Annotated in this window: 24 protein-coding genes; 7 read left to right on the top strand and 17 right to left on the bottom strand. The window is 72.8% G+C overall.

Annotated elements, in window-relative coordinates:
* The first annotated feature begins 15 nt into the window (after positions 1–15).
* On the top strand, positions 16–810 hold the full coding sequence (locus tag ABZY31_RS08910) for an alpha/beta hydrolase (RefSeq protein ID WP_356406376.1): 795 nt from the start codon (positions 16–18) through the stop codon (positions 808–810).
* Positions 811–859: 49 nt separating this feature from the next.
* On the opposite strand, the gene ABZY31_RS08905 is transcribed toward ABZY31_RS08910, so the two are convergent.
* The 7 genes from ABZY31_RS08905 to ABZY31_RS08875 all read right to left on the bottom strand — a co-directional run bounded on the left by ABZY31_RS08905 (position 860) and on the right by ABZY31_RS08875 (position 7,913).
* Positions 860–3,004, bottom strand: coding sequence for a GAF domain-containing protein (locus tag ABZY31_RS08905; RefSeq protein ID WP_356406373.1), 2,145 nt, complete (start codon positions 3,002–3,004; stop codon positions 860–862).
* A 53-nt stretch (positions 3,005–3,057) separates the two neighbouring features.
* Positions 3,058–3,885: a hypothetical protein gene (locus tag ABZY31_RS08900; RefSeq protein ID WP_356406370.1), complete on the bottom strand. Its 828-nt coding sequence runs from the start codon at positions 3,883–3,885 to the stop codon at positions 3,058–3,060.
* Positions 3,886–3,941: 56 nt separating this feature from the next.
* Entirely contained in the window at positions 3,942–4,412 is a 471-nt protein-coding gene (locus ABZY31_RS08895; RefSeq protein ID WP_356406367.1) for a hypothetical protein, read from the bottom strand.
* A gap of 207 nt (positions 4,413–4,619) precedes the next feature.
* Complete coding sequence (locus ABZY31_RS08890) at positions 4,620–5,342, bottom strand: BTAD domain-containing putative transcriptional regulator (RefSeq protein WP_356406364.1); 723 nt, start codon at positions 5,340–5,342, stop codon at positions 4,620–4,622.
* Positions 5,343–5,545: 203 nt separating this feature from the next.
* The gene (locus tag ABZY31_RS08885; protein ID WP_356406361.1) at positions 5,546–6,265 is read right to left on the bottom strand and encodes a ScbR family autoregulator-binding transcription factor; all 720 of its coding nucleotides are present in this window, start codon (positions 6,263–6,265) and stop codon (positions 5,546–5,548) included.
* 76 nt (positions 6,266–6,341) lie between these two features.
* Positions 6,342–7,109: a glucose 1-dehydrogenase gene (locus tag ABZY31_RS08880; RefSeq protein ID WP_356406358.1), complete on the bottom strand. Its 768-nt coding sequence runs from the start codon at positions 7,107–7,109 to the stop codon at positions 6,342–6,344.
* Between the two features lie 90 nt (positions 7,110–7,199).
* On the bottom strand, positions 7,200–7,913 hold the full coding sequence (locus ABZY31_RS08875) for an HAD family hydrolase (RefSeq protein ID WP_356406355.1): 714 nt from the start codon (positions 7,911–7,913) through the stop codon (positions 7,200–7,202).
* A 415-nt stretch (positions 7,914–8,328) separates the two neighbouring features.
* Between ABZY31_RS08875 and ABZY31_RS08870 the strand changes: the two genes are divergently transcribed.
* Positions 8,329–9,321, top strand: coding sequence for a ScbA/BarX family gamma-butyrolactone biosynthesis protein (locus tag ABZY31_RS08870; protein WP_356406352.1), 993 nt, complete (start codon positions 8,329–8,331; stop codon positions 9,319–9,321).
* A 91-nt stretch (positions 9,322–9,412) separates the two neighbouring features.
* Here the strand turns inward: ABZY31_RS08870 and fbaA are convergent, their stop codons facing one another.
* From fbaA to ABZY31_RS08840, 6 genes are all read right to left on the bottom strand, one after another.
* A complete protein-coding gene (fbaA, locus tag ABZY31_RS08865; protein WP_356406350.1) occupies positions 9,413–10,435 on the bottom strand; it encodes a class II fructose-bisphosphate aldolase in 1,023 nt (340 codons plus the stop codon).
* Between the two features lie 260 nt (positions 10,436–10,695).
* Positions 10,696–11,235, bottom strand: a complete 540-nt coding sequence (gene pyrE / locus ABZY31_RS08860; RefSeq protein ID WP_356406348.1) for an orotate phosphoribosyltransferase — start codon at positions 11,233–11,235, stop codon at positions 10,696–10,698.
* 10 nt (positions 11,236–11,245) lie between these two features.
* Entirely contained in the window at positions 11,246–12,073 is an 828-nt protein-coding gene (locus tag ABZY31_RS08855; RefSeq protein ID WP_356406345.1) for an aldose 1-epimerase, read from the bottom strand.
* Between the two features lie 16 nt (positions 12,074–12,089).
* Complete coding sequence (locus tag ABZY31_RS08850; RefSeq protein ID WP_356406342.1) at positions 12,090–13,013, bottom strand: SRPBCC family protein; 924 nt, start codon at positions 13,011–13,013, stop codon at positions 12,090–12,092.
* A gap of 110 nt (positions 13,014–13,123) precedes the next feature.
* The gene (locus tag ABZY31_RS08845) at positions 13,124–14,767 is read right to left on the bottom strand and encodes a polyamine aminopropyltransferase (protein ID WP_356406339.1); all 1,644 of its coding nucleotides are present in this window, start codon (positions 14,765–14,767) and stop codon (positions 13,124–13,126) included.
* A 192-nt stretch (positions 14,768–14,959) separates the two neighbouring features.
* Positions 14,960–15,481 (bottom strand): DUF2617 family protein, encoded by a 522-nt coding sequence (locus ABZY31_RS08840; RefSeq protein ID WP_356406336.1) that lies wholly within the window; start codon positions 15,479–15,481, stop codon positions 14,960–14,962.
* Between the two features lie 273 nt (positions 15,482–15,754).
* On the opposite strand from ABZY31_RS08840, the gene ABZY31_RS08835 reads away from it, so the two are divergent.
* The 3 genes from ABZY31_RS08835 (at position 15,755) to ABZY31_RS08825 (ending at position 18,683) form a co-directional block, all read left to right on the top strand.
* Complete coding sequence (locus ABZY31_RS08835; protein WP_356406333.1) at positions 15,755–16,147, top strand: hypothetical protein; 393 nt, start codon at positions 15,755–15,757, stop codon at positions 16,145–16,147.
* A gap of 65 nt (positions 16,148–16,212) precedes the next feature.
* Positions 16,213–17,412, top strand: a complete 1,200-nt coding sequence (locus tag ABZY31_RS08830; protein ID WP_356406331.1) for a pyridoxal phosphate-dependent aminotransferase — start codon at positions 16,213–16,215, stop codon at positions 17,410–17,412.
* Positions 17,413–17,525: 113 nt separating this feature from the next.
* Entirely contained in the window at positions 17,526–18,683 is a 1,158-nt protein-coding gene (locus tag ABZY31_RS08825; protein ID WP_356406328.1) for a hypothetical protein, read from the top strand.
* A gap of 22 nt (positions 18,684–18,705) precedes the next feature.
* Here ABZY31_RS08825 and ABZY31_RS08820 read toward each other — a convergent pair whose 3' ends face one another.
* Positions 18,706–19,260 carry a YbjN domain-containing protein gene (locus ABZY31_RS08820; RefSeq protein WP_356406324.1) on the bottom strand — a complete coding sequence of 185 codons (555 nt, stop codon included), beginning with the start codon at positions 19,258–19,260 and terminating at the stop codon, positions 18,706–18,708.
* Between the two features lie 186 nt (positions 19,261–19,446).
* Complete coding sequence (clpB, locus tag ABZY31_RS08815; RefSeq protein WP_356406322.1) at positions 19,447–22,032, bottom strand: ATP-dependent chaperone ClpB; 2,586 nt, start codon at positions 22,030–22,032, stop codon at positions 19,447–19,449.
* A 103-nt stretch (positions 22,033–22,135) separates the two neighbouring features.
* Here clpB and ABZY31_RS08810 point away from each other — a divergent pair, with 103 nt between their 5' ends.
* A complete protein-coding gene (locus tag ABZY31_RS08810; RefSeq protein ID WP_356406320.1) occupies positions 22,136–22,540 on the top strand; it encodes a TIGR03618 family F420-dependent PPOX class oxidoreductase in 405 nt (134 codons plus the stop codon).
* 271 nt (positions 22,541–22,811) lie between these two features.
* Here the strand turns inward: ABZY31_RS08810 and ABZY31_RS08805 are convergent, their stop codons facing one another.
* Positions 22,812–23,126, bottom strand: a complete 315-nt coding sequence (locus ABZY31_RS08805; protein WP_356406318.1) for a (2Fe-2S)-binding protein — start codon at positions 23,124–23,126, stop codon at positions 22,812–22,814.
* A complete protein-coding gene (locus tag ABZY31_RS08800; protein WP_356406317.1) occupies positions 23,123–23,419 on the bottom strand; it encodes a hypothetical protein in 297 nt (98 codons plus the stop codon). Before ABZY31_RS08800 ends, ABZY31_RS08805 begins: the two co-directional genes overlap by 4 nt.
* Positions 23,420–23,503: 84 nt before the next feature.
* Between ABZY31_RS08800 and ABZY31_RS08795 the strand changes: the two genes are divergently transcribed.
* A complete protein-coding gene (locus ABZY31_RS08795) occupies positions 23,504–24,586 on the top strand; it encodes a helix-turn-helix transcriptional regulator (protein WP_356406315.1) in 1,083 nt (360 codons plus the stop codon).
* Positions 24,587–24,782: the final 196 nt, after the last annotated feature.

Here is a 24,782-nt window from a genome sequence, read left to right as displayed (position 1 = left end):
TGACGGGGGTTCGTTGTGCACAGTGCCGTGGTGACCGCGGAGGGGGACCGGATCCGGTGGGTCGAGCTGGCCGGGGAGGAACCGGCGCGGGTCTACCTGCACGGACTGGGCTCCACCTCGCCCGCGTACTTCGCGGCGAGCGCGACGCACCCCCGGCTCGCCGGGCGCCGCTCGCTGCTGCTGGATCTGCTGGGGCACGGCCACAGCGACCGGCCCGAGGAGTTCTCGTACACCCTGGAGGCGCACGCCGACGCCGTGGCCGACGCGCTCCTGGAGGCGGAGGTCGCCGGGGCAGAGGTGATCGCCCACAGCATGGGCGGGGCGGTCGCGATCGTGCTGGCCCACCGGCACCCCCGGCTGGTCTCGCGGCTCGTCCTCGTCGACGCCAACCTCGACCCGGCGGAGCCGCCCGCGCCCGGAGCGCAGGTGCCGGCCGGGAGCAGCGGGCTCGCCGCCTACACGGAGGAGGAGTTCCTGGCGGGCGGCTGGGCCGAGGTGCGGGACCGGGTCGGCGCGCACTGGTGGTCGACGATGCGGCTCGCGGGGCGGACCGCCCTGCACCGCAGCGCCGTTCACCTCGCGGCGGGGACCCGGCCCACCATGCGGGAGCTGCTGGTGGGGCTGCGGATCCCGCGCGCCTTCCTCCACCCGGCCGAGGACGGCGCGCTCGCGGGGACCGCGGAGCTGGAGGCGGCCGGTGTGAGCGTCGTGCCGGTCGCGGACTGCGGGCACAACATCATGCTGGACAACCCGGACGCGTTCGCGGACGCGGTGCGGGCGGCCCTGGACGCTCCGGTGCACGTGCGCTGAGGGGACCGCGCCCGACCCGGGCCCGCGCCGGCTCCGGCGCGGGCCCGGGTCACGTCGGGGGGCGGGTGCGGACGAGGATCTCGCGGGTGCGGCGCAGGCGCAGCGCCATCTGGATCTCCAGGGCCTGGGCCGGCTTCTGCCAGCCCTCGCCCAGGAGTTCCGCGATGCGCTCCAGGCGGCGCGAGACCGTGTTGGCGTGCACGTGCAGCGCTTCGGCGGCGTGCGTGGGGCTGGCGCCCGACTCGAAGTACGCCTCCAGGGTGCGGGTCAGCTCGGTGAAGCGGGCCGCGTCGTACTCCAGGACCGGGCCGAGGGCCTGCGCGATGAAGGCGTCCACGTCGTGATCCGCCGACAGCAGCAGGCCCAGGAAGCCGAGTTCGCGCAGGGAGGCGGTGCCTCCGGCGCCGTCGAGCGCGGTCAGCGCGTCGAGGCAGCGCGCGGCCTCCTCGTACACCCCGGCCACCGCCGACGGGCCCTTCGCCGGGCCCGCCGCGCCCGTGGAGACCGGGTGGCCGAGGAGCGGGGTGACCTCCATCGAGACCTGCCGGGCCGCCGCGGAAGCGTCCTCCCCGGGCAGCAGCAGCACGATGCAGCCGCGGCGGACCCCCTTGAGGCCGCCGACCCGGTAGGCGTACGAACTCGCCCAGGCGACCGCGCGGCCCAGCTCCCCGCCCTCGGGCCGGACCACGACCACCACGTGCGGCACGTCGAGGTCGATGCCCAGGCGCCGGGTGCGCTCGCGCAGGTGCAGGTCGGAGAGGTGGTGCGGGCGGTCGAGCAGCTCCTGGAGCAGCTCGTCGCGGACGGGGCCCTCCGCGGCCGCCGTACCGCGCTGGATCAGCATGAGGGAGGCCACTGACAGCGCCGCCAGTTCCAGCAGCCGCACGTCCTCCTCGGTGAGGGGCTCGGCGGCGTGCAGCACCAGGACGCCGAGGTCCTCGGCCCCGGCGGTGACGGGCGCGACCCACACCTCGCCCGCGGGCCGCGCGGCGCGGGCGTCGGACAGGCCGTCCGGGCCGGGGCCCGTGGGGGCCTGCGTCTCGCGCGGGAGGCGGACCGGGCGGCGGGCCGTGTGCGCGTGCAGGGCTCCGCGGGTGACGGCGGCCTCGTCGAGGCCTACCGGGGCGGGCCCCGGGGTCAGCGGGCGGCCGCCGGGATCGCGCACCTGGAGTACGCCGTCCAGCGCGTCCGCGGTGGTCCGCGCCAGCGTGGCCAGACCGGCCCCGTCCAGCACGAGGCGGGCGAGCCGGGCGTGGCAGTCCCACAGGTAGCGGACCCGGGTGAGCGTGGCGTCGGTGACGGAACCGAAGCGCTCCAGCTCGGTCACCTCGTCGCGGGCCCGCTCCAGCAGCCGCGCCTTCTCGATGGCCACGGCGGCCAGGTCGGCCAGCGACAGCAGCATCCCCACCTCGGCCGGGGTGAATGAGCGCACGCGCCGGTCCGCGCCGTAGAGCACGCCGAGGACGCCCTCGCGGTGGCGCAGCGGTACGGCGACGACGGCGCGCACGCCCTCGGCGCGGACCGCGGCGTCCACGCCGGGGGCGTGCGCGAGGGTGGTGTCGTGGGGGTAGTCCGCGCTCCAGACGGGGGCGCGGCGTTCGCGCACGAGCGCCCCGAGACCCTCGGCGCAGCCGAGCCCGAGCCCGGACTCGTACCCGGCGCTGCTGCCGTCGGAGAGGTACGGGTAGGAGGTGCCGTCGGGCCGGGTGAAGCTGAGGCGGACCACGTCGAGGCCGAGCAGCCGCCGGGCCCGGCGCGCGATGACGCGCAGCAGGCTGTCGAGCTCGTAGGCGGAGGTCAGGTCGTGCGCGGTGTCGACGAGCGCGACGAGGCCGTCGGCGTTGTGGTCGCCGGGGTCGCCGTGATCGCCGATGTCGCCTTGGTCGCCGCGGTCGTCGTGGTCGCCTTGGCCGCCGCCGCGCTCATCGCCGGATCCGCCGTCACGTGCGTCATCGGACCCGCCGTCGTCATCCGACGGCGCTGCAGCGGCCACGGCCCGCGGCTCCGGCGGCCGCCCGGCGCCGGCACGGATCGCGTGGGCCAGGGCGACGGCCCGGGTCAGCGCGGGGTCCGCCGCGGGCAGGAGCGCGTCGAAGGCGGCCGCGGGCGCGCCCGCGGCCAGCAGCTCCAGGACGGCGAGAGCCGCCCCGGCGCCCCCCGCGGCGTTCCCGGCGTCGTCCGGCACTGGTCCCATGGGCCCGTTCCCCCCGCTCCCTGACGTACCGGCACGCATCAAGCCATCCGAACCTAGGTTCCGCCGTGATCGTGGTCAAGTGAGCTTTCGCTGGTCAGAGCGGGTGCGGGCGCTCTAGGACCGGTACACGGCGGGCTCAGGGTGTCCCCCCGCAGGGCGGGCAGCCCCTGCAGCGCGCGCAGGGTCAGGGCGGCCGCGGTCCCCCAGCCGATGAGGCCCGGCAGGTCCTCCGCGCGGTCGCCGAGTGCCGTCCACAGCAGCCGGTGCGGGCGGGCGCCCGCCGCGGCCAGGCTCCGCCACCGCTTCCCGCCGAGCGCCCGGTCGTAGCGCGCGTACAGCAGCCGCGCGGTCGGCACGGCCAGCGGGCCCAGCTCGCACACGCGCAACGACGCGAACGCCGGGAGCGCGGCCAGGTCGAGGCCGCGCTCCCGGGCCCGCTCCAGGCCGCTCAGCCACGCTCCCAGGACCCCCTCGTACGTCCTGGGACCGGTCATCGGGCCGAAACACACTCCGACGCCCTCGCCGAGCAGCCGCGCACCGGCTGCCGGGCCCTCCCCCGAGGCCGGCAGCACGACGATCAGGTTGGGCCGGTCCACGGCCGCCACGAGCGCGCGGGCCGCGTCGTACGAGCACCCGTCACCCGGCGGCGGCGCCGCGACCAGCCCGCCGCGCGCGAGCAGGACGTCGCACACCGCGCCCAGGGCCGCGGGCCGCCGCGGCACCCCGTACAGCAGGTTCCGCACCGTCAGGCGGTCCGCGAACTCCGCCATCCGGTAGGGGCCGACGCCCGGTACGCCCTCCAGCCAGGGACTCACCCCTTCGGCCACCAGTCGGCGCACGGCAGCCGCGGCGCCGGGTTCTTCGACAAACGCAGCACCCATATCCACGGAGTGTGCTGGTCCGGGGGCCGCCGCACACGGCCGGTCCGGGTCGTGTGTCAACTCACCGGGCCGCGGACCGCGACCGGTGCGGCGCCCGCGAGCCGGGCCATCCGGGCCATCCGGGAGCCCAGTCGGCGCGCGGCATCCAGCACCGGGTCCGGACCCGGCCCGACGAAACGCCCCGGCGGCGCCATCGGACCGATCCAGCACATGTCCAACGCCTCTGCGAGAGCGGCCAGTTCGCGGAGGCGGCCCCGCGCGTCCCCCTCCGGGCGCACGAAACCGGCGGCCGGCTTCCCCCGCCAGTCACCCCGCCCCAGCATCTGCGCCAAGGGGAGCGGGACGCCGAAGAGGATGCCGTCGGCCTGGGCCAGCACCTCCCACTGCGCCTCCCCCAGGTCGCCGGCGGCGACGAGGTGGCTGCGCGCACCGGCTTCCGCGGCGCCGTCGCGCGCCACGAAAGCCTGTGCGCAGGCCCGCCCCGCCCGCCCTTCGTGGACGACCGCGATCAGCGGGGGTGGGGTCACCCCCATCCCGTGTCACCGGCGGACGGGTGGCCGAGCGGGGCGACCGGGCGGGTACGGGAGGCGGTGGCGTGGCTCATGAGGTGCACTTTCTGCGAGGAACCGGAGAAACATACCGGCCGGAATGGTGAGTGTTCGGGCGAGGTGAGAAAAAAAGACCACAGTGCGGGAAAGACCCCGCAAGCGCGTCAGACCGGCGCAAACCGCAGGTCAGGCGGCCAGGGGCAGGGTGGACGGCGGACCCGGCAACAGCGCCCGGCGCAGGGCGCGGGTGGTGTCGCCCGGAGAGGACCCCAGGTCCGAACCGAGTGCGTCTGCGAGGGTTCGGTATGTTTCGAGGGACTTTCCAGTCGTTACGGCCCGCAGTTCGGTCCGCAGCTCCCCGTGCCGGCCCAGCGCCAGCTCGGCCTCCACCCACTGCTTCAGCGCCGAGAGCCGGGTCGCCTCCAGGTCCGCTATGCGCGCCGCCAGCCGCGGACCGGCCTCGATCCCCTCGAAGGCCGGGCCGCGCCACAGGCGCAGCGCCCCGCGCAGCCGGTGGGCGGCGGTGGCGAAGTCCCCGCGGGCCATGGCCCGGTAGCCCGCTCCGGTCTCCCGGGCGAAGTCGCCCTGGTCGCTGCGGCCGCCGTCGGTGTCCAGTAAGAATCCGCCGGGCAGCGAGACCAGGACGGCCTCGGGGGTGCGCCGCCCGGCGGAGTCGGCGGCTCCGGCGAGGAGTTCGCGTATCCGGCGGACCGATGTCAGCAGGACCGAGCGGGCGTGCTCGCCGTCCTGCCCGTACGCCGACAGCTCCGCGGCCAGGACGTCGGTGGGCACCATCTGGTCGGCGTGGGCGGCGAGTACGGCGAAGACCTGGCGGGCGGGCTCCGCCTGCGGGACCACGGGAACGCCGTTTTCCAGGGCGCGAAACCCGCCGAGCACCTCGATGTCCATGAATCCCTCCCCAGGGTGCGACGCGTCACGGTCCACGCTCACGAGCGGACCCCGCCGGAAAAATGATACCCGGAAGTTTTTTTCATGGAAATGCCCCGGGCATCACGAATCACGTGAGCCGGGGCACAGGTGACCCGAGGCGCGAAAAAAGGTCCTCCCCGCAAAGACGGGGAGGACCGGCGAGCAAAGGGCGGGGGCGCCCGTCAGGCGACGTTCCCCTCGGCTCCGGCATCGCCCGGGAACTGCCGCAGGTCGTCGCAGTCGCACAGGTGCGCGCCCTGCACCCCGTGGAGCGCCCGGCCGCCGCGGCCGGGAGCGGTGTCCAGCCGGATCGCCACGGCCGAGACGACCAGGCTGGGCATCACGCTCGTGTAGAGCGCCGAGACCTCGTCGTCCAGCGTGAGGCCGAGGGTCTGCGACATGACGTTGAGCCCGGCGAAGGAGCCGACGATCAGCCTGGACGGCTGCGCCGGGTCCACGTGCGAGAGCAGCTCCCCGCGCGCTTTGGCCTCGGTCATCAGCTCGGTGTGCAGGTCGATCCACCCCTGGTAGGGCGCGGCCCGGTCCAGGGAGCGGCCGTTCTGCTCCAGCGTGAGCCGCGCGCTGCCGCGCATCAGGACGTCGTGCTGGAGGCGGTGGGAGAAGATCATGCCGATGTCGACGAACTGCTGCGCCTTGAATTCCTGCGGGGTGAACACCGGATCGACGTTGACCTGGGCGTCGATGACGGCCTGCGCCAGGTCTTCCTTCGAGTCGAAGTGGAAGTACAGGGCGCCCTTGGTGACCCTGGCGATCTTGACGATGTCCGTCAGTTTCGCCGCGTCGTAGCCCCGGTCCTCGAAGACCAGCGCCGCGGCCTCCAGGATCGCCTGGCGCGTCCGCACGGCGCGGTCCTGCTTCACCTGGGGTCGTTCAGTCCTCATCAGCCGTTCTGTCCCTCTCCATGCCCCCGTTCGATCGGCATTACATGCCCCCGGGTACGTACCTCTGAGTACAGCTTCACACCATCGTGAAGCCTCCGTCCACCGGCATGGTGACGCCTGTGACGAAGGAGGCACGCGAGCTGCAGAGCCACGCGGCCGCCTCCGCGATCTCCGAGGGTTCCGCGGTCCTCGGCTGCGGGGTGGAGGCGTGCAGCTGCTCCTCGACGCCCGGTACGGCGGCGAACCACTGCTCGACCACCTCGGTGCGGGTGGTCCCCGGGGCCACCGCGTTGACGCGGATGCCCTGGGCGGCGTACTCGGCGGCGGCGGCCTTGGTCAGGCCGATCACGGCGTGCTTGGCGGCCACGTAGGGAGCGGCCACCGGGGTCGCCAGCAGGCCGCCGACGGAGCTGTTGTTGACGATCGTGCCGCCGCCGGTCAGCAGCATGGCCGCGATCTCGTCCCGCAGGCAGTTCCAGGTGCCCCGGACGTTCACTTCCATGATCTGCTCGTACAGATCGTCACCCATCTCGTGCAGCGGCGAACGCCCCACGCCCCAGCCCGCGTTGTTGAAGGCGCAGTCCAGCCGTCCGAAGCGGCGCACCGCGACGGCGACCGCCGCGGCGGTGTCGGCGGCACGGGTCACGTCGGTGACGGCGTACTCGACCTCCGCTCCCTGCGCGCGCAGTTCCTCGGTCAGCGCCCCGAGGCGGTCCTCGCGGCGGGCGGCCAGCACCAGCCTGGCCCCCTCGCGGGCGAAGACGCGGGCGGCGGCGGCTCCGATGCCGCTGCTGGCTCCCGTGATCAGTGCGACCTTGCCGTCGAGCATCCGCTCCCCTGCCATTGCCGTCCCCATTTCCATGTCATCGCTCGTCTGATGTCTGTGGCTTGATCCAGCCGGTCCGTCCGGGTCCGGCGGCCCGCTCCCGCGAGGTCACGCCGCCCAGGACCGCCCCGCCGCGGCCTCGTGGTCGAGGGTACGCAGGAGCCGCTCGTCGATCTCCTCCAAGGAGCCGACCAGGTGCCGGACGCCCGCCTCGCGCATCAGACCCGCCTGATAGCCGTGCTCGAAGGGGCTCGGGTGGCCGATGAACGGCACCCGCAGCGCGCGGGCGGCCTCGGAGACGCGGGCGACGTCGTCGATGAAGAGCGCCCGGTCGTAGTCGACGCCGAAGGTGTCGACGGCTATCTCGTGGATGCCCGGCCGGAAATCGTTGGTGCAGACGTAGCCCGGCTCGTCGAAGAGGTGTGCGTAGCGGCCGAGGTACGTGTCGAAGTGGGCCCGGTCCAGGCCGCCGTAGCAGACCGTCCGCAGGCCCAGGGCGCGCAGCCGGTGCAGCAGCTGCTCGGCGCCGGGGAGCACCTCCAGCGGGTGCTCGGCCAGGCGGGCGGCGCGCTCCTCGAAGTACACCTCCAGCACCTTCTCGGGTGACCAGTCGACGCCGGCGGCGGCGCCGAGCGCGCGGGCGGCGACAGTACGGGACTGCGAGAAGACCGCACGCTCCACGCCGGCGTCGTAGGTGCCCCCGCGGCTGGTGACGAACCGGTGGATCACCGGGCTGAAGGTGTCGTTGAGCAGCACCCCGTCGATGTTGACGGCGGCGAGCCTCAAGTGCCCCAGCGGGCGGACGGCGTGGCGGGCGGGCATCGGTGTCTCCCATCGGCGGGGGCCGCTTGGGGTGGCGGGTGGTGCGGGCGGGGCGGGTCGGCTGCCGACGGGCCCGTTCCGGACAGTTGCAGCCACCGGTGTACCAGGGCCCCCCAGAAAAATACTCTGAGGTACGCGGTAACTGCTCGGTAAAAGATACCGGACGCGTGTCTGGTTTCCTCCGGCAGGCCGAAAATCGACCGAGGGTGACAGGGTGACTCTTTTCCAGTGACTGACCTGCGCATATGGCGCCCATTGCGGTCAGTTTCGCCCCCGCACAGGTGTGGAGTGTGTCACTTCGAAGCCCTAGGCTGACCGATCATCGGGTAATTCTCTGGCTGTCAACCAAACCTGGAAGTACGTACTTGGTGACGGCACATCCGAACGACTTCCGGCCAAGATCCCGAGGGGCTCCATGACCACGACCCTGGAACCGGCGGCCGCGCCCGCGTTCCCCCACCCCTCCCTGAAGTGCGTCTGCCCGGGCGCGACCGGGCAGACCCGGACCAGCACCGTTGCCCGTGAACTCGTGCACCGGGCGGCCGTGGCCGAGGTCTTCCTCACCGGGATGTGCGGGCCCGCCCCCGACCGCTTCCACGTCCGCGCCCAACTCCCGCGCGGGCACAGCTTCTTCACCCCGATCGCGGGCACGCACTACGACCCCATGATGATCTGCGAAGCCATTCGCCAGGTCGGCTCCTACATCGCCCACGAGGCCTACGGGGTACCGCTGGGCCACCAGTTCCTGCTCTGGGGCCTCGACTACACCACGGTTCCCGAGCATCTCCTGATCACGGACGCCCCGGCCGACCTCGACCTGGAGGTCAGCTGCTCCGACATCCGCATGCGCGGTACCCAGCTGCAAGCGCTGCGGTACGAAGTGACCGTGCTCAGGGGCGGCATGGTCGTCGCCACCGGCGACGTCGGCTACACCGTGACCTCGCCGGCGGTCTACCGGCGGCTGCGCGCCGAGCAGCTGGACCGCCGTCCGATGCCCTCCCTGCCGTCCGCGCCCCTCCACCCCGCGCAGGTCGGCCGCTTCTCCCCCTTCGACGTGGTGCTCGCCGCCACCGCGCCGGCCGCCACCGGCGTCACCTGGCAGCTGCGGTACGACACCCGTCACCCGGTGCTCTTCGACCACCCCGGGGACCACCTGCCGGGCATGGTCCTGCTGGAGGCCGCCCGCCAGGCCGCGCTGGCCCTGACCCCGGCGCCCGCCGTCATGCCGGTGTCGGTCGAAAGCACCTACCAGCGGTACGCGGAGTTCGGCATACCGCTGTGGATCCACGCCGAGCGCACCGATTCCACCACGGTGCGCGTGACCGGCACGCAGGACGGGGAGCAGGTCTTCCTCGCGGTCGTGGGCACCGGTCAGGTGCAGGCGATGCCGTTCGGGATGACGGCCTGAGCGTACGGGCACGGGGGCACGTACACGCAGAAGGGCCCTGATCCACCGCTGACGACGCGGTGGATCAGGGCCCTTCCGACGTTTCCGCCGCCTACTTCAGGCGGGTACCGGTCGAGCGCAGGTTCGCGCACGCCTCGGTGACGCGCACGGCCATGCCCGCCTCGGCGGCCTTGCCCCAGGTGCGGGGGTCGTACTTGGACTTGGTGCCGACCTCGCCGTCGACCTTCAGGACCGCGTCGTAGTTGCGGAACATGTGGTCCGCGACCGGACGGGTGAAGGCGTACTGGGTGTCGGTGTCGAGGTTCATCTTCACGACGCCGTTCTCCAGCGCGGTGGCGATCTCCTCGGCGCTGGAGCCGGAGCCGCCGTGGAAGACGAAGTCGAACGGGGAGGACTTGCCGTACTTCTCGCCCACGCCGGCCTGGAGGTCCTTGAGGAGCTCGGGGCGCAGGACGACGTTGCCCGGCTTGTAGACGCCGTGCACGTTGCCGAAGGAGGCGGCCAGCAGGTAGCGGCCCTTCTCACCCAGGCCCAGCGCCTCGGCGGTGCGCAGCGCGTCGTCGACGGTCGTGTACAGCTCGTCGTTGATCTCGTGGCTGACGCCGTCCTCCTCGCCGCCGGTCGGGGTGATCTCGACCTCAAGGATGATCTTGGCGGCGGCGGCCTTGGCCAGCAGCTCCTGGCCGATGGCCAGGTTGTCGGCGAGGGTCTCGGCGGAACCGTCCCACATGTGCGACTGGAACAGCGGGTTCAGACCACGGGCCACGCGCTCGGCGGACACCTCGAGCAGCGGGCGGACGTAGCCGTCCAGCTTGTCCTTGGGGCAGTGGTCCGTGTGCAGCGCGACGGTGATGTCGTACTTCGCGGCCACGATGTGGGCGAACTCGGCCAGGGCGACGGCGCCGGTCACCATGTCCTTGTTGTACTGGCCACCCAGGAACTCCGCGCCACCGGTGGAGATCTGGATGATGCCGTCGCTCTCGGCCTCCGCGAAGCCGCGCAGCGCAGCGTGCAGGGTCTGGGTCGAGGTCACGTTGATCGCCGGGTAGGCAAACTTGCCTGCCTTCGCCCGGTCGAGCATCTCGTTGTAGACCTCGGGGGTTGCGATGGGCATCTGTCCGCTCCTTGGATGTGCGGGGAGTGTGCTTATTGCGGGCCCTGACCTGGGGTGCGACGTTGCCGTCGGGGCTATCTTTCCAGACTCCGCACCACACTCCACCTCGCCCGGCGGCCCGGCCCGGCCCGGGCGGGCGGAGTGTTTCACGTGAAACACTCCGCCTCCCGGTAAAGGCCCAGGTCAGAACCGGTACACGGAATTCCGGGACCTCACGTCACCGGCTCCCGGGGGAGGCCTTCGCCGGGGAGAGCGTCTCGTCAGGAGAGACCGAGGTCCCCGAGCCGGTACCCGGTGAGGTAGGGCAGTCCGGCGTCGGCGATGGCGTCGGCCGCGCCGCGGTCCACGATCGTGGCGACGGCCACGACCTCGCCGCCGGCCTCACGGACGGCCTCGACGGCGGTCAGCGGGGACCCGCCCGTGGTGGAGGTGTCCTCGACGACCAGGCAGCGACGGCCCTTCACGTCGGTGCCCTCGATCCGCCGCTGCATGCCGTGGGCCTTCTGCGCCTTGCGGACGACGAAGGCGTCCAGGCGCCGGCCGCGGGCGGCGGAGGCGTGCAGCATCGAGGTCGCCACCGGGTCGGCGCCCAGGGTCAGACCGCCGACGCAGTCGAAGTCGAGGTCGGCGGTGAGGTCGAGCATGACCTGGCCGACCAGCGGGGCGGCCTCGCCGTCCAGGGTGATCCGGCGCAGGTCGATGTAGTAGTCGGCCTCCCGCCCGGAGGAAAGCGTCACCTTGCCGTGCACCACGGCCTTGTCCTTGATCTGCTGGAGCAGCTCACCACGTACGTCACTCATGCCCATGAGCTTAGAGCCCCGCGTCGGAGTCGAGGCCGGACGCCCGCAGGCGGCGCCAGGTCCAGGTGGTGGACAGCTCCAGCGGGTCGACGGGCGTGACCAGCTGCGGGAGGGTGTTCAGGCCGTTGGGCGGGCCGGACTGCGGCTCGACGCAGACGTACTCCTCGGGCTGGTCGTAGACCACCAGCCATTCGGCCCTGCTGGTCATGCGCAGCTCCAGGGCGCCGGGCCAGGTCAGGGTGACGTCGACGCCGTAGGGCATGCCGAAGCAGTCGTCCCAGGGCCCGGGCAGCGGCTCGATGCGGCGGCCGGTCGGGAGGTAGTCCTCGCCCCGCTCCTCCTGCCAGACCGGCTCGAAGGCGAGCCGCAGGTCCTCCCCCACCCCGAGGTTGCGGCGGAACCAGGGGTGCCAGCCGACCTGGGCCGGGAAGGAGTCGTCGTACGTCTCCACGCCCATGGCGAGCGTGAGCGCCTCCGGGGTGAGGGCGAAGGTCTGGGTCACCCTGCCCGGGAACGGCCACGGCGCGGCGAGGTCGTAGGTGAAGGAGGCCTCGGCCCGGGCGTCGTCGGCGCCGGTTCCGGCGGGGCTCCAGGCGGCGTGGCGGCCGAAGCCGTGGATGGCGTGCGGCGGGTGGTCCAGCGGCATCTGGTGGAGCACGCCACCGTCCCGGAAGCGGCCCTCGCCCAGCCGCCCGCACCAGGGCACCATCGGGAAGGACCCGAAGTCATCCCCTTGGCGCAGCAGTTCCAGCCCGTCGACGCGCAGACTGCTGATCCGGCAGCCGTTCTTCTGGTCGACGGTCAGTTCGGCGCCACCGGCGCTCAGTCGCGTACTCATGCCCCGACCCTACGGGTCAGCGGCGGCGTCGCAGGGCACGCCCGAGGACGACCGCCGAGGCGAGGGCGAGGGCCGCGGCGGGGGCCAGCCAGCGCAGGTTCAGGGCCGGGGAGCCGGAGTCCGGCGCGGGGACCGGGGCGTAACGGCCGCGCGGGGGTGCGTGGTCGACCTCTTCGGCGCTGCGGCCGATCATCGTGCGGCGGGCGTGGGCGGCTTCGGCGGGCGCGCGCGGCGTGTCCCCCAGGTCGCCGAACTCGCTGAAGTCGTGGTCGAGGAAGGGGTCCAGGGACGGGGGCGGCACCTCGGCGTCGAAGACCGTGGCGGACACCTCGATGACGTTGGGCCCGTCCGGCCCGTCCGCGGGGTCCGTCCCGTCCGCCGGGTCGCCTTCCGCCGCTTCCGCGGCCTCCCCCGCTGCCACGGCGTCCTGCGGATCGTCCACGACCGGGGCGTCCGCGATCGGCGCGTCGACGACCGGCCCGTCCGCGGCAGACGAAGGCGCGGTCGGGGGCGTGGCGGCGGTCGTCAGGTTCGCCGCGGTCCGGTCCAGCAGCCGGTGCACCGAGGTCGCGGTCGCCTCCGGGGCGAAGCCCGCCGCCCGGCCCTCCGCGCTGCCTGCGGCGGTGACGGCCAGCAGCGTGCCGCCCTCCGCCGGGGCCAGCCGCAGCGTGAGCGAGACCTTCACGGAGCCCGAGCCCCGGACCTCCGCGCCCTCCCCCTCCGCCTCGAAGGTGTCCCCGTCCCGTTCGGTGACGGTCAGCGCGCCCCGATAGGTCACGGTGCTGCCGCCGACCCGCAACTTCAGCCGCCCGGCCAGCGGCCCCGAGGCGCCGTCGGCGTCCTGCTGGAAGCCGGGGACGCACCGGGCCAGGCGGGCGGGGTCCCGCAGCACCGCTCGGAGGTCGGCTGCCGGTACCGGAACGAACACCTGATGCTCCATGGCGCCGAGCCTACCGAGGGCTCGGCCCGACCGGGGGCTTTCGCCGCCCCGGGCCGCCGCCTTTCCAGGCGCCCGGCGGACGCCCCGGCAGCCACCCCGCCCCGGGACCCCTAGGACGCGTAGCGCGGGTGCGGGAGGGTCGAGGGGCGCAGGTCCCGCATGCGGACCCGTTCGGTGTCGCGGGCCGCGTCCTGCAGGGCGCGGGTGGACAGCGAGCGCAGCACCGGGGCGTCGCTCTCGACCCGCAGTGCGGGGGTGCGCTCCCGGGCGGCCAGGACGAAGCCCCAGTCCTGCGCCGGGGTGACCGAGCCGCCCTGCGCGCGGTCGGGGCCCGCCGCGAAGCCGGTGAGCCGCCCGCCCGCGCTGTAGGGCGCGGTCCGCAGCCCCGCCGCGCGCAGCGTGGCCTCCACGGTCCAGTAGCTGCGCGGCCGGGAGGTCAGCGGTCCCGCGTGCACCGCGAGCCGCCCGCCCGGGCGCAGCGCCCGCGCGGCCAGCCCGTAGAACTCCTGGGAGTACAGCTTGGTGCTGGGCGTGATGCCGGGGTCGGGGAGGTCGGAGACGATGACGTCGTACCGGCCGGCCGCGCCGGGTCCGCGCAGCCAGCGGAAGGCGTCAGAGGCCACCACCCCGATGCGCGGGTCGGCGTACACGTGCGCGTTCAGCCGCGACAGCATCGGGTCGGTGCGGGCGAGCCGGACCACGCCGGGGTCGAGTTCCACGACGGTGACGGATTCGACGTCGCGGTAGCGCGCCACCTCGCGGGCGGCCAGCCCGTCGCCGCCGCCGAGGACGAGCACGCGGGCGTGCGGGCCCGCCATCGCCGGGTGCACGAGGGCCTCGTGGTAGCGGTACTCGTCGTAACCGCTGACCCGCAGCCGCCCGTCGAAGTAGAGGTCGAGGGAGCGCGGTGAGCCGGCGGCCGGCCCGGTGACGACGAGTTCCTGGACGCCGGTCTGGACGGCGACCCGCACCTCGTCCCCGTAGACCGCGCGCCGGGCCACCCGTTCGAAGTCCCCCGCCAGCACGGTGGCCGCGGCCAGGACGAGCAGCACGCTCACGTTGGCGGCGAGCAGCAGCCAGCGCGCGCGGCGGCTCAGGTCGCGGCGGAACAGCCACAGGACGAGGGCGCCGCCCGCCAGCGCGTTGACGGTGCCGGTGAGCATCGCGCCGGTGAGCTGGCCGAGCAACGGCAGGAGCAGGAAGGGGAAGGCGAGGCCGCCGACGAGCGCTCCGACGTAATCGGCGGCGAAGAGGTCGGCCACCGCGCCGCCCGCGTCCTGCCGCCGCACCCGCTGGATGAGGGTCATCAGCAGCGGGATCTCGGCTCCCATCAGCACGCCGATGACGAGCGAGAAGGCGACCAGCGCCGCTCTGGACTCGCCGAACCAGGCGAAGCACGCGTACAGCGCCATGGCGGAGAGCCCCCCGACGAGGGCGAGCAGCGCTTCGACGGCTCCGAAGCCGAAGGCGGGCCGCCCGCGCAGCCGTTTGGCCAGCAGGGAGCCGACGCCCATGGCGAAGACCATGACGGAGAGCACCACCGACGCTTGGGTGACGGAATCACCGATCAGGTACGAGCCGAGGGCGAGCAGTTCCAGCTCGTAGACGAGCCCGCAGGCGGCGCAGACGAACACGGTGGCCAGGACGAGGAGTCGGCCGGTCCGGGGCCGTACGGGGAGGGCGGCCGGGACCGTGACCCTGCCCCTCGGCTTCGCTGCCGGGAGCACGCCGCCGGGGGTGGAACGGTCGATCATGCAGCGAACCGTACGTCACAGCCCGCCCGCACCCCGTCACCCACATGGGTGCAAGTGGTGTGCCATGCCTGCCAGTTGGAGTAACCGCGGAGCACCGCGCGGGCGGCCGCGCGCCGGATCGCGCGCCACGCGGTCCGGGCCGCCGGTGCACCGGCCCGACCGGTACGCGCCCGCCCGACGCACGACACCGCCCTACAGCGCGGCGGCCGCCATCCGTACGCCCACCCGGGTCCGGGTCGCGACCAACTGCCCTTCCTGCGGGTACGCGTGCCAGGTCCGCCAGCGCACCTGCCCCTCGCACCGCTGCACGAGCAGCGCCGTGAAGGCGTGCGGACTGCCCGGAAAGGTTCCGGCGAGCCCGTTCGGGTGATCCGCGACGAGGGCGAGCAACTCCTGCGCGCGCCCCGCGAAAGAGCCCTCGGAGAGGGTCTCCACGCGGGCGGCGAACTCGTACTCCCAGTCACCCACCCGCTTGGCCACGCCGAGGGGCAGGGGGGTGCTGCTGCCGGGCATGCAGGCGACCGTCTCCGAGCAGAGCACCGCGCCTTCCTCCAACAACACCTGGTGGGAGGCGCCGAGCAGGCGCAGCTCCACCTTCGCACCCTCCAGTTGGAGGTTCAGTACGGCCAGGGCGGGCAGCCGCTCCCGACCCAGGGCCCAGGCGAGGTCGGCGGCACGCGTGTCGGTATAGGTGGTCTGGAGGGTCGTGAGCATGAGTCGACTCCGCAAACGCGCGAGGGGAGATGGGCCGGGTCCCGCCAGCGGTAGGCAACGGGTGGGGGATCACCGGCGGGTCCACAGGAAGTCCAGCGAGGTCCGAGGACTGGTCTACTCAACCGAGGGAATCATGAAAGGCACGGCATCCACAGCGTTTTTACCCAACTTGAAGGGGTTTACATCCCCCCGGGGGCTCCACAGTTCAGGTGTTCAACCAGCGGTCCCGCGCGGCGGTCCCACCACCGGCACCAGCAGGGAATTACCGGGAAGGTGCCCGGCGGAAACCACCCCCGCCGGGAACCTTCCCCCCGCATATCCCATCCGCCTACTCCGGCCCGCCGTCAGCTGCCGCCGCACCCGCCGCCCCCGCAGGAGGACGACGATCCGCAGGAGCTGCTCGAACAGGACGACGACGAGGACGAGGAACAGGACGAGGACGATCCGCCGTCCGAGGACGACCCGCCGTCACCCGCCCACCAGCTGCCGGAGCCGCAGGACGAGCCGGAAGAGCCGGACCATCCCCGGGCCCCGCCCCGCACCAGCCACCAGAAGAACCCCACCAGCACTGCCGCGATACCGATGAAAAAGGCCAGGAACACGGTCCTCGCCCCCCTCCTGTACGCCTCGGTCCCCCGAGGAGCGGGATCCCCGCGTCCCGCGTGACGAGGGGATTCCCGCGGCCCGTTCCGGGCAAAGCACACTTGAGCAACTCCAGAGCTTGGCCAAGGATGACGCCCATGAGCGCACCCGCGGGCGGCAGCCGCCCCTTCCTGAACCGCCGTCTCGCCTCCTTCGGCACGACGATCTTCGCGGAGATGTCCGCGCTGGCCACGAGCACCGGATCGATCAACCTCGGGCAGGGCTTCCCCGACACCGACGGGCCCGCCGAGATCGCGGCGGCGGCCTCCCGCGCGGTGCTCTCCGGCCGCGGCAACCAGTACCCGCCCGGCCCCGGCGTCCCCGAGCTGCGCGCCGCCGTCGCCCGCCACCAGCGGCGGTTCTACGGCCTGTCCTACGACCCGGACACCGAGGTCCTGGTCACCGCGGGCGCCACGGAGGCCATCGCGGCCTCCCTGCTGGCCCTCCTCGAACCGGGCGACGAGGTCATCGCCCTCGAACCGTTCTACGACTCCTACGCCGCCTGCATCGCCATGGCCGGCGCCACCCGCGTCCCGGTCACCCTGCGCCCGCACGCCGGGGCCTTCGCCCTCGACCTCGACGAGCTGCGCGCCGCCGTCACCCCGCGCACCCGGCTGCTGCTCATGAACACCCCGCACAACCCCACCGGGACCGTGCTCGGCGCCGAAGAACTGGCCGGGATCGCCGCCCTCGCCGTGGAGCGGGACCTCCTGGTCGTCACCGACGAGGTCTACGAGCACCTGGTCTTCGAGGGCGCGCACATCCCGCTCGCCTCGCTGCCGGGGATGCGCGAGCGCACGGTGACGATCTCCTCCGCCGGCAAGACCTTCTCCTTCACCGGCTGGAAGGTCGGCTGGGTCACGGCGCCGCCCGACCTGGTCGCGGCGGTCCGCTCGGCCAAGCAGTTCCTGACGTACGTCTCCTCGGGCCCCTTCCAGTACGCCATCGCCCAGGCACTGGACCTGCCCGACGCCTACTACGAGGGCTTCCGCGCCGACATGGCCCGCAAGCGGGACATCCTCTCCACGGGCCTGAAAGCGGCCGGCTTCGAGGTGTACACCCCTGCGGGGACCTACTTCATCACCACCGACATCGCCGCCCTCGGCGAGCACGACGGCCTCGACTTCTGCCGCCGCCTGCCCGCCCTCTGCGGGGTCGTGGCCATCCCCAACCAGGTCTTCTACGACGACAAGGCCGCGGGCGCCACCCAGGTCCGCTTCGCCTTCTGCAAGCAGGACTCCGTCCTCCAGGAAGCCGCCACCCGGCTGGGCCGCCTCTCCCGGCTCTGAGTGCGCCGCCGGGCTGCCCGGAGGCCGCCCGGGCGCGCGGCCGGGCCGACTCGTAGGGTCTCCCCTGACGGCCTTCCATCAGCGGACGGACGCAGCACCGGAAGGCCGGGAACATGACCACGCGCACGGTGACGGCTGCGCCGCGGACCCGGGCGGCGGGGGGCCTGTCGGCCGGGGTGGCCGCGCTGGCGGTGTTCGCCGCGGTGCGCGCCGCCGGGGTGCTCGTGATCGCGCTCGGCGCGTGGTGGGCGGGCAAGGACCCGCTCGCCGTGCTCGGGACCTCCTGGGACTCCGGCTGGTACGTCGCGATCACCGAGCACGGGTACGGGCGCAGCCTCGCCTGGCCGCACAGCGGCTCCGTGCAGAGCGATCTGGCGTTCTTCCCGCTCTACCCCTCCCTGATGCGGCTCACGACCCTCCTGCTGCCCGTGGGGGCCGCCGGGGCGGGGCTGCTGGTCGCCTGGGGGGCGGCCGCCGCGGCCGCGGTCGGGGTCTACCGGGTCGGCGAGCGGGTGGCCGGGGCGCGGACCGGGGTGCTGCTGGTGGCGTTGTGGGGGGTCCAGCCGCACGCCGTGGTCTTCACCACCGGGTACACGGAGTCGCTGCTGGCCGCGCTGGCCGCCTGGTCGCTGTACGCGCTGCTGCGCGAGCGGTGGCTGTGGGCGGCGGGGCTCGCGGTGCTGGCCGGGCTGACCCGGCCCACCGGCATCGCGGTGGCCGCGGCGGTGTCGGTGACCGCCCTGTACGCGCTGCTGGCGCGCGGGGGGCTGCGGCGGCCCGCGGTGTGGGCGGCCGGGCTGCTGGCCCCGGCGGGCTGGGCGGCGTACCTCCTGGCCGTGGGCGTCCGGCGGCGCGACCTGCTGGGCGGCTACTTCGCCGTGCAGGACTCCTGGGGCTCGCGCTTCGACTTCGGGGCCTCGGCGGTGCGCTCGGCCTCGCGGGTGCTGATGGGCCAGGGCTCGCCCAACTCCGCGATGACGCTCGTCGTCCTGGCGCTGGCGGTGGGCCTCGGCGTGCTGCTCGCCCTGGACCGGGCGCCGCTGCCGCTGCTCGTGTACACCGCCGTGCTGCTGGTGATAACCCTCGGCGGCGCGGGGTTCTTCGACTCCAAGCCGCGCTTCCTGCTGCCTGCCTTCCCGCTGCTGCTGCCGCTCGCGGCCGCCATGGCGAGAGCCCGGCCGCGGACGGCGGTCGTGGTGACCGGGGTCCTGGCCGGGCTCTCGTGCGGCTACGGGGCCTATCTGATGCTCGTGTCCCACGTACCGCTGTAGGGCTCGTCCGGGCGCGCGTGACTCAGTTTCCCGAGTCGTCGCCCTCGGCGTCGCCCTTCTCGTCGGCGGAATCCGCCGAGTCGACGTCCTTCTCCAGGCCGAACTGCTCCAGGAGCCACTTGTCGAACTCGATGGAGGCGCGGACCCAGCTGACCGTGGAGGACACGAAGTGCTCCAGGGAGACGCCGGTGCCGATCAGCATCTGCGCCTCACCGATCAGACGGACCGAGCCGTCGTCGTGGGTGTGACTGTAGACCTTGGGCCACAGGGTGCGGCGGTTCCAGTCGTCGATGGCCTCGAGGAGCTGGTGCTTGTCCTCGATGGCGTGCGGACGGTCGTAGAACGTCCGCACCGAGAAGACCTGCTGCTCGTCTTCGCCCCGGAACATGAAGTACGTGCGGAAGTCCTCCCACGGCGCCGCGAGGTCACCCTCGTCGTCGACGACGTACTTCAGCTCCATCTGCTCCAGGAGCTGCTTGACCAGATCCTGGTCGGGGACGACGGGTCCCGCCGATCCTGTGGCCTGCGGTTCGGGCTGACCCCCGAAGTTCGGAATCGAGGCCGGGTCGATGCTCACCGTGTACTTCCCTTCGTGCGGATACCTTCATCCTCCCCCATCGCGCCCACCCCGTGTCCACCCCCGGACGCGCGATCCGCTCCGGGCGGACAGGCATAAGAGCTGGTTAAGGGCGTGTATGGCCCGACGTGTGCGGGCGCCGTCCGGCCGGACGGCGCCCGCGGGCGTCCTGCGGCGCCGCGGCGGCTACAGCGCCTTGCCGACCAGCAGGCCCTCGCCCGCCACGTCCACGCGGACGGTGTCGCCGTCCTTGACCTCGCCCGCCAGGATCTCGCGGGCCAGCCGGTCCCCGACCGCGGTCTGGATCAGCCGGCGCAGCGGCCGGGCCCCGTAGGCCGGGTCGTTGCCCTTGTCCGCGAGCCAGGCCAGCGCCTCCGGCGTGACGTCGAGGGTCAGGCGGCGCTCCGCGAGACGGGCCGCCAGGCGGCCGATCTGGAGTTCGGCGATGTGCGCCAGCTCGTCCCGGTCCAGGGCGGAGAAGACCACCAGGTCGTCCAGGCGGTTGATGAACTCGGGCTTGAAGCTCGCCCGCACCACCTCCAGGACCTGCGCCTTCTTCACCTCCGGCGAGGTCAGCGGGTCCATCAGGTGCTGGCTGCCCAGGTTCGAGGTGAGCACCAGGATGGTGTTGCGGAAGTCCACCGTCCGGCCCTGGCCGTCCGTGAGCCGCCCGTCGTCGAGGACCTGGAGCAGCACGTCGAAGACCTCCGGGTGCGCCTTCTCCACCTCGTCGAGGAGCACGACGGAGTACGGGCGCCTGCGCACCGCCTCGGTGAGCTGGCCGCCCTCCTCGTAGCCGACGTAGCCGGGCGGGGCGCCGACCAGGCGGGCCACGCTGTGCTTCTCGCCGTACTCCGACATGTCGATGCGGATCATGGCCCGCTCGTCGTCGAAGAGGAAGTCCGCGAGGGCCTTGGCCAGCTCGGTCTTGCCGACGCCGGTCGGTCCCAGGAAGAGGAACGAGCCCGTCGGGCGGTCCGGGTCGGCGATCCCTGCGCGGGTGCGGCGCACGGCGTCCGAGACGGCCTGGACGGCCTCCTTCTGGCCGATGAGGCGCCGTCCCAGCTCCTCCTCCATCCGCAGCAGCTTCTGCGTCTCGCCCTCCAGCAGCCGCCCGGCCGGGATCCCGGTCCAGGCGCCCACCACGTCCGCGATGTCGTCGGGGCCGACCTCGTCCTTGACCATCGTGTCGCGGGAGACCTCCGCCTCGGCCTCGGTGGCCTCCGCCAGCTCCCGCTCCAGCGCCGGGATCTCCCCGTACAGCAGCTGGGAGGCGGCGTCGAAGTCGCCGTCGCGCTGGGCGCGCTCGGCCTGCCCGCGCAGGTCGTCGAGGCGTTCCTTCAGCTCGCCGACCCGGTTCAGGGACTGCTTCTCCTTCTCCCAGCGGGCGTTCAGGCCGCGCAGCTCCTCCTCCTTGTCGGCGAGGTCCTTGCGCAGCCGCTCCAGGCGCTCGATCGAGGCCGGGTCGGACTCGTTCTTCAGCGCCAGCTCCTCCATCCGCAGCCGGTCCACCGAGCGCTGGAGCTCGTCGATCTCGACGGGCGAGGAGTCGATCTCCATGCGCAGCCGGGAGGCGGCCTCGTCGACCAGGTCGATCGCCTTGTCGGGCAGGAAGCGGGAGGTGATGTACCGGTCGGAGAGGGTCGCGGCGGCGACCAGCGCGCTGTCGTTGATGACCACCTTGTGGTGGGCCTCGTAGCGGCCCTTGAGCCCGCGCAGGATCGCGATGGTGTCCTCGACGCTGGGCTCGGCGACCAGCACCTGCTGGAAGCGGCGCTCCAGCGCCGGGTCCTTCTCGATCCGCTCGCGGTACTCGTCGAGGGTGGTCGCGCCGACCATGCGCAGTTCGCCGCGCGCGAGCATCGGCTTGAGCATGTTGCCCGCGTCCATGGCGGAGTCGCCGCCGGCGCCCGCTCCGACGACGGTGTGCAGTTCGTCGATGAAGGTGATGATCTGGCCGTCGCTGGCCTTGATCTCCGACAGGACGGTCTTGAGCCGCTCCTCGAACTCGCCGCGGTACTTCGCCCCGGCCACCATCGCGCCGAGGTCCAGGGAGACGAGCCGCTTGTTCTTGAGGGACTCCGGGACGTCGCCCTTCACGATGCGCTGCGCCAGGCCCTCGACGACGGCGGTCTTGCCGACGCCGGGCTCGCCGATGAGCACCGGGTTGTTCTTCGTGCGGCGCGAGAGGACCTGGACGACGCGCCGGATCTCGTGGTCGCGGCCGATCACGGGGTCGAGCTTGCCCTCGCGGGCGGCCGCCGTGAAGTCGGTGCCGAACTTCTCCAGGGCCTTGTACTGGCCCTCGGGGTCGGGGGAGGTCACCCGCCGCCCTCCTCTTGAGGTCTCGAATGCGGACAGCAGCTTCTTCGCGGTGCCGCCCTGCGCGGACAGCACCTCGCCCGCCGGACCGCCCTGGGCGGCGATGGCGATGAGGAGGTGCTCGGTGGAGAGGTACTCGTCGCCGAGCCGCCCGGCCTCGCGGTCGGCCTCGGCGAGTACGGCGAGCAGGTCGCGGCTGGGCTGCGGCGGTGCGACCGTGGACCCGGTGACGCTGGGCAGCGCGGCCAGCAGGCGCTCGGCGCCGGCCCGTACGACGGCCTGGTCGGCCTCGGTGGCGGCGAGCAGGTCGGTGACGTTCTCGTTGTCCTCGCCCGTGAGCAGGGCCAGCAGCAGGTGGGCGGGGGTCAGGTCGGCGTGGCCGCCCCGGACCGCCCTGCTGGTGGCGGCGTTCAGGGCAGCGCGGCTCTTGTTGGTCAGCTCGGCGTCCACGTACGGCTCCTCTCCGTTCCTTCTTCCGTTCCTTCTCTGCCAAGGGAAGCGTGCACAAAGTTGAGTCTATTCCACTCAAGGGCAAGCTCGTACGCTTCGGCGCATGTCCCATGACGCACTCAACCCGACGGCCGACTACCTCGCCTTCTGGCAGGAACGGCACGTCTGCACGCTGACCACCCCGCGCCCCGACGGGACGCCGCACGTCGTGCCCGTGGGCGTGACGTACGACCCGGAGGCCGGGGTGGCGCGGGTGATCAGCAACAAGCACAGCAAGAAGATCCGCAACGTCCTGGCGGCGGGGCCCGAGGGGGCCCGGGTCGCGGTGTGCCAGATGGCGGGGCGCCGCTGGGCGACGCTGGAGGGGCGCGCGCGGATCCTCGACGACCCGGCGTCGGTGGCCGAGGCGGTGGAGCGCTACGCGCAGCGGTACGGACGCGTCCCGTCGCCCAATCCGGACCGGGTCGTCCTGGAGATCACTCTGGAGCGCGCGATGGGCCGCGCCTGAGGGGCGGAGCAGGGGTGTGCCCCTCGGGGCGGCGCGGGCGGCGGGCTCGGGGTGCGGCGCGGGGCGCGTCGCGGGCGGTGCGGGCGGTTCGGGTGTGCGGGTGGTGCGGCGCAGGGGTGCGGCGCCGCGGATTCATTCGGGCCAATTCCGGAACGTTCCCGGTGCGAGCACTGGACGGGAGGAGCACAGCGGCGCCATCGTGTTCAGGTTCACGACGGCGCCGCTGTGTGGGGGAAGCGCCTGAGCGATCTGTGACGACGGGGGAATCGCTTCAGGCACTGCGGGGGGTGGCGGTGGTGGCATCGGGTTCGAAAAGCTGGTGGTCGCGCTGATCAAGGTTGACGAAGACCATCCCGTACCGCACCTCGCAGCGGACGGGCTGCGGCGCGCCCCGGGGACGGCGCAGGCAGCGGTAGGCACGGACGTCCTCGTCCTCCTCGCGCACGACGACGATCGGCTGGCCGAACAAGGTGACCATCAACGAATCGCCGGTGTGGGGGATGGCCGTGACGAGGTCGATGAACTGCCATCCGGATCGGTACGCCGATGCCATTTCGCGACGGAAGTCGCGGTCGTCGGGGGTCATGACGACACCGCCTCGGGGTGGGAGGTCCACCCGGTGTCTCCCCCGGTGCCCTGCGGAGAATCGGTCCAGCCCGTGTCGTCCTTCAGATCGTTCTTCAGAACCGGCCCGTTGGTCCAGCCGGTGTCGAACGATGTTCCTGCCGGCGCACTGGTCCAGCCGGTGTCATGGCTGGCCCTAGCGCTCCCCGCGTCTGTGTCGACGGCGCTGATTGCACCAAAAACCGCAACGGCGGAGAAAACAACGGCAAGCGCCGAGCGAAGCATTCTTTTGTACATGGTCGGCTTCGTCCTCACTTGATGGAATCCTCTCCCCCGCGTGTCCGACGATGGCTCATTCAGGCACGTCACTGCCACAGGGACGATGCATCATGTTCTTGCATGTTCAGGACCCTGGGGGGTGGAGATTTGCCCAGAAGTGGCACAAACGAGACACATCCCCACCCCGTCACGTCTCTGTGTGACGAGGGAGCGCGGCTCTACGCGGCGGCGCTCAGTACGGGCCGTATCGCAAGGGGAGAAGTTGAAAATGCCCCCTGCCTGCTTGAATTCGCTCTTCTGCAGCCCGATCCGGACGACGCGAACCAGCTGCGTCCGGTTCCCCCGTCCGTCGCATTGGCCCAACGGCTGCATCCGATTGAACGCGAGATCCAGGACCGCCGACGCAGCGCTGTAGATCTCACCGACGCTTTCGAGCCGTTCCTCGCCATCAGTGCCCAGAGCCCCGCCAACACCCACGCCATCACGGTGCTGGAGGGCTTCGAGCGGATCAACGCCGCCCTGAACCTGGCGACCGCCGAGTGCCACACCGAGGTGCTGACGGTCCAGCCGGGCGGCGCCCGGCCCTCGCTCGCCCTGACCCAGGCACTGGAGCGGGACGCCCCGCTGATCGACCGCGGGGTCAGCATACGGACCCTCTACCAGCACACCGCGCGGCACAGCCAGGGCACGCTGGCCTACGTCGACCGGATCTCCGCGGGCAAGGTGGAGATCCGTACGCTGGAAGAACTGATAGAGCGCCTCATCATCTTCGACCGCACCGTCGCCTTCATCCCCGCCAGCGACGACCGGCGGGTGGCGCTGGAGCTGCGGCACCCGGGCCTGGTCGAGTACCTCATCAAGGTCTTCGAGCAGCTCTGGCGGCGCGCTGTGCCCCTGCGCCAGGAAGTGACGTACCGGCACACCCCCGAGGGGATTTCGGGCGTCCAGCGCTCCATCGCGCAGCTCCTGGTCGAGGGGTACGTCGACGAGGCCATCGCCCGGCGGCTGGGAATGAACGTACGGACGGCACGCGCCCACATCGCGAAGCTGGCCACCGTCCTCGGCAGCGGGAGCCGCGCGCAGCTCGGCTACCTCATCGCCCAGTCGGGGATCCTGGACGGCCCGGGCAGCCTGCCGGGCGGCGGCGGCCTGACCGCCGAGCACGATCCGGACCCGGGCCTGGGCACCGGCCGCCTCGTGTGACGGCGGCGGCCGCCCCGCCCCGTGTGCGCACGAAGGCCCCGCCCCCGGTCGGCGGTTTCTAGGGGTCGTCGCAACACGTGGTCGTATGGATCAGGCTGCGAGCAGTTTATGCAGGCGCTCGGCTGGGGTTTCCCAGCCGAGCGTTTTGCGTGGGCGGCCGTTGAGTTGGGCAGCGACGGTGTCGAGGTGGTCGCGG

Origin of the sequence: Streptomyces sp. NPDC006529, assembly GCF_040611795.1 — a bacterium.
Lineage (GTDB): Bacteria > Actinomycetota > Actinomycetes > Streptomycetales > Streptomycetaceae > Streptomyces.
This window is presented reverse-complemented; position numbering and strand designations above follow the sequence as displayed.

Bases quoted from the DNA above. Each gene is read 5' to 3' on its own strand.
- ABZY31_RS08840 (WP_356406336.1), bottom strand. From the start codon at position 15,481: ATGCTCACGACCCTCCAGACCACCTATACCGACACGCGTGCCGCCGAC.
- ABZY31_RS08795 (WP_356406315.1), top strand. From the start codon at position 23,504: ATGTTCAGGACCCTGGGGGGTGGAGATTTGCCCAGAAGTGGCACAAAC.
- ABZY31_RS08805 (WP_356406318.1), bottom strand. From the start codon at position 23,126: ATGACCCCCGACGACCGCGACTTCCGTCGCGAAATGGCATCGGCGTAC.
- ABZY31_RS08905 (WP_356406373.1), bottom strand. From the start codon at position 3,004: ATGGGACCAGTGCCGGACGACGCCGGGAACGCCGCGGGGGGCGCCGGG.
- fbaA (WP_356406350.1), bottom strand. From the start codon at position 10,435: ATGCCCATCGCAACCCCCGAGGTCTACAACGAGATGCTCGACCGGGCG.
- ABZY31_RS08845 (WP_356406339.1), bottom strand. From the start codon at position 14,767: ATGATCGACCGTTCCACCCCCGGCGGCGTGCTCCCGGCAGCGAAGCCG.
- ABZY31_RS08830 (WP_356406331.1), top strand. From the start codon at position 16,213: ATGACGCCCATGAGCGCACCCGCGGGCGGCAGCCGCCCCTTCCTGAAC.
- ABZY31_RS08870 (WP_356406352.1), top strand. From the start codon at position 8,329: ATGACCACGACCCTGGAACCGGCGGCCGCGCCCGCGTTCCCCCACCCC.
- ABZY31_RS08900 (WP_356406370.1), bottom strand. From the start codon at position 3,885: ATGGGTGCTGCGTTTGTCGAAGAACCCGGCGCCGCGGCTGCCGTGCGC.
- ABZY31_RS08810 (WP_356406320.1), top strand. From the start codon at position 22,136: ATGTCCCATGACGCACTCAACCCGACGGCCGACTACCTCGCCTTCTGG.
- ABZY31_RS08850 (WP_356406342.1), bottom strand. From the start codon at position 13,013: ATGGAGCATCAGGTGTTCGTTCCGGTACCGGCAGCCGACCTCCGAGCG.
- ABZY31_RS08885 (WP_356406361.1), bottom strand. From the start codon at position 6,265: ATGAGGACTGAACGACCCCAGGTGAAGCAGGACCGCGCCGTGCGGACG.
- ABZY31_RS08880 (WP_356406358.1), bottom strand. From the start codon at position 7,109: ATGGCAGGGGAGCGGATGCTCGACGGCAAGGTCGCACTGATCACGGGA.
- ABZY31_RS08855 (WP_356406345.1), bottom strand. From the start codon at position 12,073: ATGAGTACGCGACTGAGCGCCGGTGGCGCCGAACTGACCGTCGACCAG.
- ABZY31_RS08890 (WP_356406364.1), bottom strand. From the start codon at position 5,342: ATGGACATCGAGGTGCTCGGCGGGTTTCGCGCCCTGGAAAACGGCGTT.
- ABZY31_RS08825 (WP_356406328.1), top strand. From the start codon at position 17,526: ATGACCACGCGCACGGTGACGGCTGCGCCGCGGACCCGGGCGGCGGGG.
- ABZY31_RS08875 (WP_356406355.1), bottom strand. From the start codon at position 7,913: ATGCCCGCCCGCCACGCCGTCCGCCCGCTGGGGCACTTGAGGCTCGCC.
- pyrE (WP_356406348.1), bottom strand. From the start codon at position 11,235: ATGAGTGACGTACGTGGTGAGCTGCTCCAGCAGATCAAGGACAAGGCC.